Origin of the sequence: Streptosporangium sp. NPDC020072 (genome assembly GCF_040631445.1) — a bacterium.
GTDB lineage: Bacteria > Actinomycetota > Actinomycetes > Streptosporangiales > Streptosporangiaceae > Streptosporangium.
Genome location: NZ_JBEYAB010000016.1, coordinates 186,872 through 200,765, shown reverse-complemented (window position 1 = coordinate 200,765; position 13,894 = coordinate 186,872). Strand labels below are relative to the sequence as shown.

The following is a 13,894-nucleotide window of genomic DNA, read 5'->3' as shown; positions in this document are numbered from 1 at the left end:
CCTCCGGACAGACTCCAAGCGCGCCAAGGAGACCGAAATGCCGCTGACGCCCGCTGATGTGCGGAACAAGCAATTCAGTACCACCCGGCTGAGGCCGGGCTACGATGAGGAGGAGGTTGACGCCTTCCTCGACGAGGTCGAGTCCGAGCTCGACCGCCTCATCCAGGAGAACGAGGAGCTCCGCGCCAAACTGGCGGAGTGCCTCAGGGGCAAGGTGCCCGGCGGGATGGGCATGGCCATGGCGCCCGCCCCGGTGGCCGAGCCCAAGCCCGAGATGATGATGCAGCAGCCCGAGCCGATCAGGCCCCCTGAGCCGGCGCCGCACCAGCAGCCCGTCCCCGTCGCGATGGGCATGCCCCCCGCCGAGGACAACATGGACACCGCCGCGCGCGTCCTCGCCCTCGCCCAGCAGACCGCCGACCAGGCGATCGCCGACGCCCGCCGGGAGGCGGACGAGACGGTGACCAGGGCCCGCCGCGAGGCCGACGACATCCTCGGGAAGGCGCGCCGCCAGGCCGAGCAGGTCATCGGCGACGCCCGCGCCCGCGCCGAGACGCTTGAGCGTGACGCCCAGGAGCGCCACAGGCAGGCCATGGGGTCGCTGGTGCAGACCCGTGACGAGCTTGAGCGCAAGGTCGAGGAGCTGCGCAGCTTCGAGCGGGAGTACCGCAGCCGTCTGAAGCTGTACCTGGAGAACCAGCTCGCCGAGCTGACCGTCGCCGCTGAGGGCAGTGGTGGGTTCCCGATCGTGGGCGGCCCGCCCGCGATGTCCCACGCCGGCGCCCCCGGTGTCCAGCCGTCCATTCCGGCCGCCGCCAGCCCGTTCGGCGGAGAGCCCGCGCAGCACTCGGGCGCCTTCCAGGGAGTCGACGGCCCGCACAACGACCGCCGCTGACGACCGCCGCCGCTAGGGTTTCGGGTCATCCGTCTGACCCGTATCCAGGAGTTCCTCTGTGATCCTTATCAGCGCTGGGCTGGTGCTCACGGCCATAGTCCTGCTCATCGCGGGGTTCGTGATGTCCCAGCCGTTCCTGGTCATGTGGTCGATCGCGGTCAGTGTGCTGTCCGCGGTCTTCCTGGTGATCGGTGCGTTGCTACGCCGCCACGAGTTGTTCCCCGCTGGCGGACGCGGCGGGGCAGCTCCGCCGCCCCCGCCGAGGGGACCGGTCCCTCCGGGGCCGCCCGTGCCGAACCAGCCCGTCATGCGGACACCGCCGCCTACGGTGCCGCACGGTGTCAGGCAGACGGTTCCCGTCGCCCCCCAGCAGGGGCCGGGCCGTACGGCGGCCGCGAGGCGGGGTCACCTCGGTGACGACGCGATCGTCCTGGTGATCCCGGGCCGTAAGCGGTACCACGTCGCCGGGTGCCGTCAGCTGGCCGGACGGGATCATGAGGAACTCACTCACGAGGAGGCGCGGGAGGAGGGCTTCACGCCCTGCACCACGTGCCTGCCCGAGTTCACCGGAGGACTCCAGCAGGGAGCCCCGCCGGAGATTCGGGAACCCGTGTCCCCTTCCCCCCGGGGGCCGGGCTCCTCCGACCGGGCGGACGCCGCAGAGGCGGGCGTCCGTGACCCGGCCGGACTCGCCTCCCACGCCGCGGTCCCGCCGGACGTCCGCGACACCCCGGTGACCCGCCCCTACGTCCAGAGTCCCTCGGCTCCAGCCGAGCAGACCCGCAGGACGGAGCCGGAGCCGGGCCCCGCGCAGCCGCCCTCGGCAGGGCAGCCGGACCGGCCACAGACCGAGGAACGGGTGGTACCGCCTCGCGCCGCGGAAGCACCCGCCCACCCCCAGCCTTCGCAGGCCCCCGCCCCCGGTCCCGAGAAGACAGAGGACTCAGGGGAGGCGGAGGACCCCAACGCCACCAGTTGGTTCAGCCGTGACATCGTCCGGCACCTGGTGCCCGACGACGCCTCGGCTGAGTCCAAGGAGCCCGCGACCGGCCAGGAGAAGAAGGACGTCCCCGCCGAGGCAGGCGACCGGGAAGCGGCCGAGGCTCAGAAGGAGCCCGCGGAGCCCGCCCGGAAGACGACGTCCCCGGACAAGGCGGCCGAGCCCTCCCAGACCGAGTCCGCTCCTGTGAAGCCCGCCTCCACGGAACCGGCCGTCACGAAGCCCGCCGACGCCGGACAGGCCCCCGCGGAGGGAACCAAGCCGGTGGAGCCGGCCGAGACCGGACCCGGGCGCGCCGGGCGGCCGGTGCCGGTCGGCTCCACCTCGGCGGCCCCCGAGCAGGCCGCCGTACCCGAGAGTCCCGCGAAGCCGGAGGCCCAGGCGCCGGACGCGAAGGAGACCGGAGAAGGCGGTGCCGCGCCGGAGAAGAAGCCGGACGCGGGCGAGCCCGAGATGGTCAAGATCATCGTCGGCACCCGCCGCTTCCACAGCCCCACCTGCCCCCTGATCAGGGGCCTGGACGCCATAAAGGGCGTCGAGGGCAGCGGCCTTGAGACCATCTCCCTTGCCGACGCCGAGGCGGCGGGCATGCGCAGCTGCTCCGTCTGCCGGCCGATCACCTGAAGAACCTGAGGGTCCCCGGAAGGCCCCGGAAGGCATGGTCTCCCGTGAGACGGACAAGGGGGCGGGTGGCGTATGACGCCACCCGCCCCCTTGGTTTCCCGAGCCGGATCAGACGCTACGGCGGAGCTTGAAGGTCAACCCCAGGTCGGCGTCGTGGTGGACGGGGAGGTCCTCGGCTGTGCCCTCGGTGCCCTCGGTGAGGGAGTCGGCGAGGATCTCACCGGCGACCGTCGCGCCCTGGGCCCGCAGGGCCTCGGCCAGCTCGGCGTCGGCGGCCGACCACCACACCTCGATCCGGTCGGTGATGGCCAGACCGGTGGACTTGCGGGCGTCCTGGAACAGACGGATGGCGTCGCGGGTCAGGCCCGCCCGGCGCAGTTCGTCGGTGATGGCCAGGTCGAGCGCGACGGTCTCGCCGGTGCCGGTGCCGATCGCCCCGGTCTCCACCGCCCAGCCGGCCTTCGGCTGCTCGGTGACGATCACGTCCTCGGTCGTCAGCTCGACCGTGCCCAGCTCACCGGCCTCGACCGTGACGGCCGATCCGGAGCGCAGCGCGCGGGCCAGCCCGGCCGCGTCGGCCGCGCCGACGGCCGAGGCGACCAGCTTGGTCTGCGAGCCGAACCGCTTGCCCAGGGCCCGGAAGTTGGGCTTGACGGTGAAGGAGACCAGATCGGCTCCGACGGCGCCGAGGTCCTCAAGCCGCTGCACGTTCAGCTCGTCGGCGATCAGGTCGCGCAGCTCCTGGGAGAGCGCGCCCCAGCCACGGGCCCCGACCAGCGCGCGGCCGAGGGGCTGGCGGGTCTTCACCCCGCTGGAGGCACGGGCCGAACGGCCCAGCTCGACCAGGCGGCGCACCAGAGCCATCTGCTCCGACAGCTCCCCGTCGAGCAGCTCCTCCTTCACCGCGGGCCAGGTGGCCAGGTGGACGGAGGAGGGAGCCCCGGTGTCGCGGAGCACGTCCCAGACGTAGTCGGTGACGAACGGCGTCACCGGTGCCATCAGGCGGGTGACGGTCTCCAGGCACTCGTACAGCGTGGCGAACGCCGAGGTGTCGCCGGACCAGAAACGGCGGCGCGAGCGGCGTACGTACCAGTTGGACAGGTCGTCGAGGAAGTCGGCCAGCCGCCGCCCGACCCTGGCGGTGTCGAACTCCTCCATCGACGCGGTGACCTCGGCCACCGTGCGGTGCAACTCGGCCAGCGCCCAGCGGTCGATCAGCGGGCGCTCGCCGTACGGCAGGGCCTCGGGGAGCTGGGACGGCGACCAGGACTCGGCGTTGGCGTAGAGAGTGAAGAAGGAGGCGGTGTTCCAGTAGGTCAGCAGGACCTTGCGGACGATCTCCTCAAGGGCGCCGTGCCCGACCCTCCGGGCGGCCCAGGGGGAGCCGGAGCAGGCCATGTACCAGCGCAGCGCGTCGGCGCCGTGCTTGTCCATCAGCGGGATGGGCTGCAGCACGTTGCCCAGGTGCTTGCTCATCTTGCGCCCGTCCTCGGCGAGGATGAGGCCCAGGCAGAGCACGTTCTCGTAGGACGACCTGCCGAAGACCAGCGTGCCGACCGCCATGAGCGAGTAGAACCAGCCACGCGTCTGGTCGGTCGCCTCGCAGATGAACTGCGCGGGGTAGGCCTGGGTGAGCATCTCCTCGTTGCGGTACGGCGCGCCCCACTGGGCGAAGGGCATGGAGCCCGAGTCGTACCAGGCGTCGATCACGTCCGGTACCCGGCGTGCCTCGGCCCCGCAGGTGGGGCAGGGCAGCGTCACGTCGTCCACGTAGGGGCGGTGCGGGTCGAGGGCGGAGACGTCCTGGCCCGCCAGTCTGCCGAGCTCCTCCATCGAGCCGACGCAGGTGATGTGGGAGTCGTCGGCCGAGCAGACCCACAGCGGCAGCGGCGTGCCCCAGTAACGTGACCGGGACAGCGCCCAGTCCACGTTGTTGCGCAGCCACTCGCCGAAGCGGCCCCACTTGATCGTCTCGGGGTACCAGTTGGTCTTCTCGTTCTCGGCGAGCATCTGGTCCTTGACCGCGGTGGTGCGGATGTACCACGCGGGCAGCGCGTAGTACAGCAGCGCGGTGTGGCAGCGCCAGCAGTGCGGGTAGCTGTGCTCGAAGTGATCGCCCCGGTACAGCAGGCCGCGTTCCCGCAGGTCGGCGGTCAGGCCCTCGTCGGCGTCCTTGAAGAACTGGCCGCCGACCTGGGGTACGTCGTCCAGGAAACGCCCGTCGGGACCGATCGGGTTGACCACGGGCAGGCCGTACCGGTTGCAGGTGGTCATGTCGTCGGCGCCGAAGGCGGGCGCCTGGTGGACCAGGCCCGTGCCGTCCTCGGTGGTGACGTAGGTGCCGAGCACCACGTAGTGCGCGCCGGGGATGTCGACCAGGTCGAAGGGGCGTGAGTAGGTGGTGTGCTCAAGGTCGCCGCCCAGGAAGGAGGCCAGCACCTCGGCGCCCTCGCCCAAAGCCGCGGTCAGCAGCGGTTCGGCGACGACCAGCACCTCGTCGGAGCCCGCGGGGCGCGCCGCGACGTAGGTCACCTCGGGGTGCACGGCCACGGCGGTGTTGGACACCAGCGTCCACGGGGTGGTGGTCCAGATCAGCAGCGAGGCGCCGAGCTCGGCCAGCGGGCCGGAGGTCGCGGGCATGCGGACGTAGACCGACGGGCTGGTCACGGTCTCGTAGCCGCCGGGCTGGCCGAGTTCGTGGTCGGACAGGCCGGTGCCGCAGCGCGGGCAGTACGGCGTGATCCGGAAGGCGCGGCTGAGGAGGCCCTTGTCGAAGATGACCTTGAGCGACCACCAGACGGACTCCACGTAGGAGGGGTCCATCGTGCGGTAGGCCTGGGAGAGGTCGATCCAGTAGCCCATGCGCTCGGTCAGCTCTTCGAAGGCGTCCACGTGCCGCAGCACCGACTCGCGGCACTTGGCGTTGAACTCGGCGATGCCGTACGCCTCGATGTCCTTCTTGCCGGACAGGCCGAGTTCCTTCTCGATGCCGACCTCGACCGGCAGGCCGTGACAGTCCCAGCCGGCCTTGCGGGGCACGTTGTAGCCGAGCATGGAGCGGTAGCGGGGGAAGAGGTCCTTGAAGACGCGGGCCTCGACGTGGTGCACGCCGGGCATGCCGTTGGCGGTCGGCGGGCCCTCGTAGAAGACCCAGTTGGGGCCGTCGGCGTTCTGCTCGACCGAGCGCTCGAAGACCTTGCCGTCCCGCCAGCGGCCGAGCACCTCGTGTTCGAGCGCGGGCAGATCGACCTGCGCGGGAAGAGAGCGGAAATAGGCGGACATGACCGGGCTGGACCTCCACGCTGGTGCTGGCAGTGGCGTGGAGGGACGAGACCGTACGGCCCCGCGGTACCACCCTCCTTGACCTTCGCGAGAAGGCCCTCTTCCTTTGAGTCTGCTGCCGGTTCTACTGGGCGGCGCGTTCGCGCGGCCGTTCCTCCGGCGGCTCAGGGGTGATCTTCCCTCCGGGCATCGCCCCGGGCTCGCACCGTCCCCGGGTCGCTCGTGCGAGGGGCTCGGAGGTACTCGTCCCCATCAACGCCTTGCAGGCTCACACCCTAACGTACGTCCCCGCGCGAAACTTCCCGATTTTCTCCTGCGATGTCAAGGCGCGGGCGGAATCCGGTGAGGGGGACCGGATGTTACGGGAGTGGTAAACATCCCGGCGGGTCGTTTGCCGTTCCGTTATGGGGGACCTAAGCTGCCCGCACCGTTTACCACACCGGATACGGTCCGATCGAGCAAGGAGGCCGCCATGGCCGCGACCGTACGCGCGGACGAGAGCGCGGTAGCCCCGTCGGGGAACGGCGGCACCGTCACCTGGACGGCCGAGGAGCTCGCCGAGGTCCGCACGAGGCTGAGCGTGGAGATCGACGAGCTGAACGAGGAGATCCTCAAGGCCGAAAGCGAGATCGCCTCGGGTGACGTCACGGACGGAGCCGGAGACGATCAGGCGGACGCGGGCGCCCGGACGTATGAGCGGGAACGTGAGATCGCCCTTACCCTGAATTCGCGCGACCTGGTCGCGCAGAACGAACGGGCGATCGCCCGGATCGACGCAGGGACCTACGGAGTGTGCGAATCGTGCCACAAGCCGATCGGCAAGGAGCGCCTTCAGGCGTTCCCGAGGGCGACGCTGTGCGTGGCCTGCAAGCAGCGGGAGGAGCGGCGCTGACGGGAGAGGCCGCCGGCTCGCGGACGCCTCCGCCCAGGAGGCGGCGTGTCGCGCTGCTGGCGGCTCTCGCGGTGGTCGTCTACGGCCTTGACCTGGCGACGAAGACGGCCGTGCTGCGGACCCTGGAGGGCAAGGACCCGCTCGTGCTGATCCCCGGGCTGCTGCAGTTCCGGGTGATCTTCAACGCGGGGGCCGCGTTCAGCATCGGCACCGGCATGACCATCGTCTTCACGATCATCGCGGCCGGCGTCGTGGTGGCCATCCTGCGTACCGCGCGCAAGCTGCGCAGCCTGCCGTGGGCCGTCACACTCGGCCTGATGCTCGGCGGGGCGCTGGGCAACCTGACCGACCGGCTCTTCCGTGCTCCCGGCGGGCTGCAGGGGCACGTCGTCGACTTCGTCGAGGTCTTCCCCAGCCATTTCCCGGTGTTCAACGTCGCGGACTCGGCGATCGTCTGCGGCGGGATCCTGGCGGTCTTCCTCGCCTGGCGCGGCTACCAGCTCGACGGCACACGCGACGGCGGGCAGGAGACGGCGCCGGAGACCCACAAGGCCGAGGAAGGTTCCAAGGACAGGGCGGAGAGCAGGAATGATGGCTGAACAGCGGAGTCTTCCCGTCCCCGACGGGCTTGAGGGCGAACGCCTCGACGCGGCCCTGTCCCGGCTGTTCGGGTTGTCGCGCACCCGTGCGGCGGAGCTGATCGTCGACGGGGACGTGCTGGTCGACGGCTCGCCCGCGGCCAAGTCCGACCGGGTCCACGCCGGCGCGTGGCTGGACGTCACGCTCCCGCCCCCGCCGAGCGCGCCCACCCCGGTCGCCGAGCCGGTCCCCGGAATGACGATCGTCTACGAGGACGACGACATCGTCGTGGTCAACAAGCCGATCGGGGTGGCCGCCCACCCGACCACGGGCTGGACCGGGCCGACCGTGATCGGCGGCCTGCTCGGCACCGGGCACCGGGTCGCGACCAGCGGCGCCGCCGAACGTCAGGGCATCGTGCACCGCCTGGACGCCAACACCACCGGCGCGATGGTCGTGGCCAAGAGCGAGCACGCCTACTCACGGCTGAAGCGGGCCTTCAAGGAGCGCACCGTGGACAAGCGCTACCACACGCTGGTCCAGGGGCACCCCGACCCGCTGCGCGGCACCGTCGACGCGCCGATCGACCGTCACCCGGCGGGGGACGGCCGTTTCGCGGTCGTGGCGGGCGGCAAGGACTCGGTCACCCACTACGACACGATCGAGGCCTTCCGGGCCGCCTCGCTGCTCGACATCAAGCTGGAGACCGGGCGGACCCACCAGATCAGGGTCCACATGTCGGCGCTGCGCCATCCGTGCGTCGGCGACATGATGTACGGCGCCGACCCCACGCTGGCCGCGCGGCTCGGTGTCTCCCGCCAGTGGCTGCACGCCGTCTCCCTGGCCTTCGAACACCCCGTCACGGGCGAGTGGATGACCTTCACCACCGACTATCCCGACGATCTCGCGCACGCGTTGAAGGTCGTCGGCGAAGAGTCCCGGTAGCCAGGTAGGGGTCAGGAGAGCACGGCGAGGGCGTTCAGGGCGTCGCCCGGGGCCACCTCGCCCACCGGCTCCTGCTCCTGGTCGTCCTCGGGGGCCGGCTCCTGAGTGTCCTGGCCGCCTTCCTCGGGCGGACCGGCCTCCTGCCCCTCGTCCTCACTCTTGTCTGGTTTGTCATCCTTTGGGGGCTTTTCTTTCTTCGGGGGATCGGGGGACTCGCTCGGCTTCGGCTTCTCGGTCCTCTCGGGCTTCTCCGGGCTCTGTGGGTTCTGTGGCTTCTCGGGCGGCGCCTCGGGGACGGTGCGGCGTTCGTCGCTCTCCTGCGTCCGCTCGGGGGCGGGGTCCTTCCTGGCCGGCAGCCGTGCCTGCTCCGGCTTCGTCGCGGGGGTGCGCCCGCTCGGAGAGACCCCGGCCGGGGTGACCGGTCCCCGGGTCGCCGGGGGAACGGAGTTCATGGCGACCCAGGCCGCCGCGCTCGCGGTGGCGGTGACCGCGAGCGCCGCCGCGGCCACGACCGCCGCCCCTCTCCGCGGTCTCCGGGGGGCAGGAGGGCCGGACGCGGCCGCCTGTCCGGTCACGGCCACGCCCACGGGCCCGGCCACCGGTCCGGTCTCCGGCGGTGAGGACGGTGAGGGCGGTGAAGGCGGCGCGGGGACGGGCAGGTCGATCGGCATCGTCTCCTGCGGGGCGATTCCGTTCACGATGGAGCGCAGGCCGACCTGCACCTCCTCGGCGGACATCCGCTCGGCGGGGTCCTTGCGAAGCAGTCCGTGGATCACCGGCCCGAGCGGCCCGGAGAGCCGCATCGGGGCGGGTTCCTCGTGCATGACCGCGCTGAGGGTGGCCAGCGGGTGGGCGCGTTCGAAGGGGGAGCGTCCCTCGACCGCCACGTAGAGCGTCACCCCGAGTGACCACAGGTCGGAGGCGAACACCGCAGGTCCTCCGCCCGCCCGTTCCGGCGCGATGAACGCCGGGGTGCCGATCAGGGCGCCCGTCCTGGTGACGGAGGAGTCTCCTTCGAGCACCGCGATGCCGAAGTCGGTCAGCACGGCCCGGCCGTCCCTGGCCAGCAGCACGTTGTCCGGTTTGACGTCGCGGTGCAGCACACCCGCGTGACCGGCGGCCACCAGCGCCCCGAGCACGTCGAGCCCGACGCGGGCCGCCCTGCAGGCGGGCAGCGGCCCGTCCTCACGGACCACCGCCCCGAGCGTCCTGGACTCGACGAGCTGCATGACGATCCACGGCCGTCCGCGCTCCTCGATCACGTCGTAGACCGTCGCGACGCCGGGATGGCCGATCCTGCCCGCGGCCCGCGCCTCCCTGAGCGTCCTGATCGTGAAGACCTCACGCTCCGGGCCGGTCAGGTCGGGAGAGGGGATGACCTCCTTGACCGCGACGTCACGGCCGAGTACCTCGTCCTTCGCCCGCCAGACCGTGCCCATTCCCCCGCGGCCGATGGGTTCGATCAGCCGGTAACGCGTGCCGATGACCTCTCCAGAGTCGGACATGGGCCTCGTCTACCCGTGATGTGTCCCGGTATTCAGGATGAACTACGCAGATCACCGCAATAGTTGGCGCCGGGGATCACCGTCACGCTCCGGGTACGGTTCCGCTCAGCCGATCAGCCACCGCAGTGCCGCGGTGACGACGGCCGCGCCGGCGAGCACCACCAGGAAGGGCGCGCGCAGCAGCAGCGCGACGACGGCGGCGCCCAGCCCGGCGGTGCGCGGCCAGTCCAGATGCAGCGACTGACCGTGGGCGAACATCTGCACCGCGATCAGCGCGGCGAGCAGCGCGACCGGGACCAACGCGGCGAAACGCTGCACCCTGGGGTGGTCGAGCAGCCTGCGCGGCGCGGAGATTCCGGCCAGCTTCAGCGCGTAGCACCCCGCGCAGGTGGCGATCACGGCCCACCACACGGCACTCATCGGGGCCTCCTCAGGGTCACCGCGAGTACGGCGGTCGCGGCGATCAGCACGGGAACCCCGGGCGGGGCGAAGGGAGTCACGGCCAGTGCGATCGCGGCGCCCGTCCCCGCGACCAGTCGTAGCGCGCCGGTCTCCCGGCCGCCGCCGGTGAGCCTGGGCCACAGGATCGCCAGGAAGGTCGCGGGCCCGACCACGTCGAGGCCGAGCAGCGCGGGATCGGCCACCCAGGAGGTGCCCGCCGCGCCGAGCAGGGTGGTGAGGTTCCAGGTCAGGTAGAGGCTGGCGAACGTGACGAGGAAGCCCGTCCTGGCCGACTCCTCGTCGGGCTGGGCCAGGGCGACCGCCGTCGTCTCGTCGATCACGCCGTGGGCGGTGACGAACCTGGCACCGCCCCTGGCGCCGAGCACGTCGGCCATGCGCAGGCCGTACAGGCTGTTGCGGGCCCCCAGCAGCAGGGCGCCCGCGGTGCCCGCGACGAGGTTGCCGCCGCCCGCGATGACGCCCGCCAGGGCGAACTGTGAGGCTCCGGTGAAGGCGAACAGGCTCAGCACGCATGCCTGGGCGACGCTCAGCCCCGCGGTGACCGCGCTGGCGCCGAACGCGACGCCGGACAGCCCGACCGCGATCCCCACTCCCAGTCCGTCCCTTGTCGCTGAGGAACGAGTGGATATTTCCATGATGGTGAGGTTATGTGGAGTTTTCTGCCTCGGTCTTGTACGTTCCTGCACGTTGGTAGGCGACCGGGGGGACACCGACGACCCGCTTGAAATGCCTGGTCAGATGCGCCTGGTCGGTGAAACCGACGTCCGCGGCGACCTGGGCCGCGGGTACCCCGGCGTCGAGCAGGCCACGCGCCCGGCTGACCCGCAGCGTGTTCAGGTAGGCGTGCGGCGGCAGCCCGGTGACCGCCTTGAAGGCCCTGATCAGCCCGAACGGCTTCGCCTTCACGGCCAGCGCCAGGTCCTCGATCGTGGGCGGATCGATGAGCCTCTCGTGCAGGATCTCCCGCGCGAGCCGTACGGCCAGGTCGTTGCCGACGGAGCGCGTCTCCGGAGGACGCCGGGCGGCGTGCAGGCGCAGCAGCGTGCCGAAGGCCGTACGGGCCAGCGTCGAGGAGGCCAGGCTGTCGCCGCGCTCGGCGGCGTCGTGCGCCCTCCTGAGCAGCGCGGCACCGCGCGCGCTGGAGACGACGGGTTCGGGGAAGTACGGCGTGCCCCGCCCGGCGAGCAGCTCCTCGGCGATCCCGGACAGGACCTCGACGGAGGGGTAGAGCATCCGGTACGCCCAGCCGTCCGGCTCACCCGCGTGACCGTTGTGCGCCTGGTCGGGGTCGACCAGCACCACGCTTCCCGCGCCCGCGCGGTGCCGAGCGCCCCGATAGTCGAACTCCTCGATCCCGGTCAGGATCACCCCGATCGCGTAGCCCGCGTGGGCGTGCCGGGTGAACCGATGGGTCACGTATCTCGCCTTGAGCAGATCGACCCCGGGCAGCGCCGGATTGCGCCAGAAGCGTGCCGCCTCCAGGCTTCCGCTCCCCGGCTCCAGCCCCGTCTCCGTCTCCAAGGACCGCGGTCGTGTCTCCAGTGGTGTCTCCCGGCCCGACCCCCGGCCGGTCACGGACGGAAGGTCTCGGTGAACCTGTCGAAGAACGCCCGGTCCCACTCGGACTCAGGACTCTCCCAGTAGATCGCGTAAGGACGGCCCGTGATCGTGTGGAACCCCCGGTCCAGGACGTGTGTCCGGACGCCGTTCTTCAGGTAGGTGAACTCCCAGTCGGCCGCCTCCACACCACGGTATCGCAGCGGGGTTATGCCGATGCGTTCGTAGCCCGGCCAGAGCTTCTTGACCACGCGGTCCTTCTCAAGGTTCTCCCAGTGTTTGACCGGGTCCTTCTCCGGATCGGCGGTCGACTCGATCCACAGCAGGGCGGACGAGCCGGGCCTCCTGAACTCCACCCGGTCACGCCCGGAGAAGCGCTTGCTCGTCCAGCCGCGCGGCAGGGCAACGGTGAAGCCCATCACCGGGTCCTTGTAGTACTGCCAGCCCTCGGGCAGCCTGGACGGGCGCACCGTTGGGGAGGCGGTGGGGGACGGGCGCGGGCTCTTCGACGGCTTGGCGGACGGAATCGACGGGGCGGAGGTGGCGGGGGGCGTCGGGGTCGCGGTCCGGCCGGCGCCGAAGTTGTCCGCCAGCAGCCACCCTCCGGCGCCGAACCCCGCGACCAGTACCGGTATCCCCACGATCAGAACCGCCCGCCGTACGGCCGGCCGTCGCGGGGACGCCTGCGAGCCGGGCGCGGCACGCCTGCCCCGCCGTCTGCCGGGCCCCTGGTAGGCCGGTTCGGTGCCGTGGGGGAGGCCGGGAAGGGGGCCGCCGAACGGGTTTTCGGGCAGCGGGTGTCCGCCCTGGCCGTGCGAGGACGGATCGCCGGGATGAGCCTGGCCACCCGGGTGATAGGCCTGGAAGGGGTCGTTGGGGTAGGACGGCCGCCCGACCCGGGTCGCGTCGTCACGGTAGGGGGAATGTGCCGGATCTCCCGGGTACGGCGCCTGCCCGGCGGACGACGGGGCGCCGTGAGAGGCCCCGGCCTGGCCGGTGTGCCACGAGGCCGCCTGTCCCGGTCCCACCGGCTGCCCGGCCGGCTGCCCGGTCCACGGGGAGGCGTCCCACGGGGCCTCGCCCGGCCGCGTTCCCGGCTGGGGTCCTGGTAGCGGCATCGGTTGCGGACCGGGCTGGGGTGCCGCCTGCCGCCAGGGCTCGCCGCCGTGGCGAGGATCGGCGGTGTGCCCTCCCGTGTACGGGCCCTCGTTCGGGTGCGGGAAGGCGCCGTTGCCGGTGTGGGGCACCTCCGCCGTGTGGGGGCGGCCGTGCCGGGGGGCCGGGCCCGCCTGGGGAAGGCGGTCGTCCGTACCCGCCGCGGCCCCCGGGGCCTCGGTGCAGGCGCGGGTGAGCAGCGCCTCGGCCGCGTCGGCGGTCAGCCGGGCCGCGGGCTCCCTGGCCATCAGGCCGAGGATCGCCGAGACGAGGGAGCCGGTGTGCGACATGGGGCTCGGCTCGCCGTTCAGGACCGCCATCATGGTCGCCGCGGCCGTCGGCCGTTCGAACGGCGGACGTCCCTCAAGCGCCGCGTACAGCGTCGCCCCCAGCGACCACAGGTCCGACTCGGGGGTGGCGGGCATGCCGTGCAGCCGCTCCGGGGGCAGGAAGGCCGGGGTGCCGACCATCCCCCCGGTGCGGGTGATCCCGGTCTCCTGGGTCATCGAGGCGATGCCGAAGTCGGTCAGCACCACCCGGCCGTCATCGGCGAGCAGCACGTTCTCCGGCTTGACGTCCCGGTGCAGCACCCCGGCCGTGTGCGCGGCCCGCAGCGCGCCGAGCACCTGAAGCCCGACCTCGGCGACCCGCGACGGGGGCAGCGGCCCACCCCGGCGCACCACCTCGCCCATGGAACGCGAACGGACCAGCTGCATGACGATCCAGGGCCTGCCCTCCTCCTCGACCACGTCGTGCACGATGATCACAGAGGGGTGGTCGAGCCGTCCGGCGCTCCTGGCCTCCCGGATCGTCCGCCGGTTCAGGTCGGCCCGCGCGGCCTCGTCGATCCCGCGGTAACGAACCTCCTTGACCGCCACGACCCGGTCGAGAAGCTCGTCGTGGGAACGCCAGACGACGCCCATCCCGCCTTCGCCGATGGGTTCGAGCAGGCGGTACCGGCCCGCGACCTTCCGTTCGGTCATTCTCTCCAGCCCCTC

Annotated in this window: 11 protein-coding genes; 5 read left to right on the top strand and 6 right to left on the bottom strand. The window is 71.9% G+C overall.

Annotation, left to right across the window (positions count from 1 at the left end; translation table 11 throughout):
• Nucleotides 1-37 precede the first annotated feature (37 nt).
• A complete protein-coding gene (locus ABZ470_RS33970) occupies nt 38-895 on the top strand; it encodes a DivIVA domain-containing protein (RefSeq protein WP_352009008.1) in 858 nt (285 codons plus the stop codon).
• A gap of 58 nt (nt 896-953) precedes the next feature.
• The gene (locus ABZ470_RS33965; protein WP_362916541.1) at nt 954-2,519 is read left to right on the top strand and encodes a hypothetical protein; all 1,566 of its coding nucleotides are present in this window, start codon (nt 954-956) and stop codon (nt 2,517-2,519) included.
• Nucleotides 2,520-2,627: 108 nt separating this feature from the next.
• Here the strand turns inward: ABZ470_RS33965 and ileS are convergent, their stop codons facing one another.
• Nucleotides 2,628-5,801, bottom strand: a complete 3,174-nt coding sequence (gene ileS / locus ABZ470_RS33960) for an isoleucine--tRNA ligase (protein ID WP_362916539.1) — start codon at nt 5,799-5,801, stop codon at nt 2,628-2,630.
• Nucleotides 5,802-6,273: 472 nt separating this feature from the next.
• Here ileS and ABZ470_RS33955 point away from each other — a divergent pair, with 472 nt between their 5' ends.
• Genes ABZ470_RS33955 through ABZ470_RS33945 form a run of 3 tightly spaced genes read left to right on the top strand, consistent with a single transcriptional unit; the run spans nt 6,274 to nt 8,217 of the window.
• Nucleotides 6,274-6,693 (top strand): TraR/DksA C4-type zinc finger protein, encoded by a 420-nt coding sequence (locus ABZ470_RS33955; RefSeq protein WP_352009011.1) that lies wholly within the window; start codon nt 6,274-6,276, stop codon nt 6,691-6,693.
• Nucleotides 6,657-7,292, top strand: coding sequence for a signal peptidase II (lspA, locus tag ABZ470_RS33950; RefSeq protein WP_362916537.1), 636 nt, complete (start codon nt 6,657-6,659; stop codon nt 7,290-7,292). The genes ABZ470_RS33955 and lspA overlap by 37 nt, the downstream gene beginning before the upstream one ends.
• Nucleotides 7,285-8,217 carry an RluA family pseudouridine synthase gene (locus tag ABZ470_RS33945; protein WP_352009460.1) on the top strand — a complete coding sequence of 311 codons (933 nt, stop codon included), beginning with the start codon at nt 7,285-7,287 and terminating at the stop codon, nt 8,215-8,217. Before lspA ends, ABZ470_RS33945 begins: the two co-directional genes overlap by 8 nt.
• Nucleotides 8,218-8,228: 11 nt before the next feature.
• Here ABZ470_RS33945 and ABZ470_RS33940 read toward each other — a convergent pair whose 3' ends face one another.
• The 5 genes from ABZ470_RS33940 to ABZ470_RS33920 form a co-directional block, all read right to left on the bottom strand.
• On the bottom strand, nt 8,229-9,722 hold the full coding sequence (locus tag ABZ470_RS33940; RefSeq protein ID WP_362916535.1) for a protein kinase: 1,494 nt from the start codon (nt 9,720-9,722) through the stop codon (nt 8,229-8,231).
• Nucleotides 9,723-9,827: 105 nt separating this feature from the next.
• Entirely contained in the window at nt 9,828-10,142 is a 315-nt protein-coding gene (locus ABZ470_RS33935; protein WP_362916533.1) for an AzlD domain-containing protein, read from the bottom strand.
• Nucleotides 10,139-10,819 (bottom strand): AzlC family ABC transporter permease, encoded by a 681-nt coding sequence (locus ABZ470_RS33930; protein ID WP_352009015.1) that lies wholly within the window; start codon nt 10,817-10,819, stop codon nt 10,139-10,141. Before ABZ470_RS33930 ends, ABZ470_RS33935 begins: the two co-directional genes overlap by 4 nt.
• Before the next feature lie 10 nt (nt 10,820-10,829).
• Nucleotides 10,830-11,705 (bottom strand): AraC family transcriptional regulator, encoded by an 876-nt coding sequence (locus tag ABZ470_RS33925; RefSeq protein WP_362916531.1) that lies wholly within the window; start codon nt 11,703-11,705, stop codon nt 10,830-10,832.
• 50 nt (nt 11,706-11,755) lie between these two features.
• Nucleotides 11,756-13,879, bottom strand: coding sequence for a protein kinase (locus tag ABZ470_RS33920; RefSeq protein WP_362916529.1), 2,124 nt, complete (start codon nt 13,877-13,879; stop codon nt 11,756-11,758).
• Between the last annotated feature and the right edge of the window lie 15 nt (nt 13,880-13,894).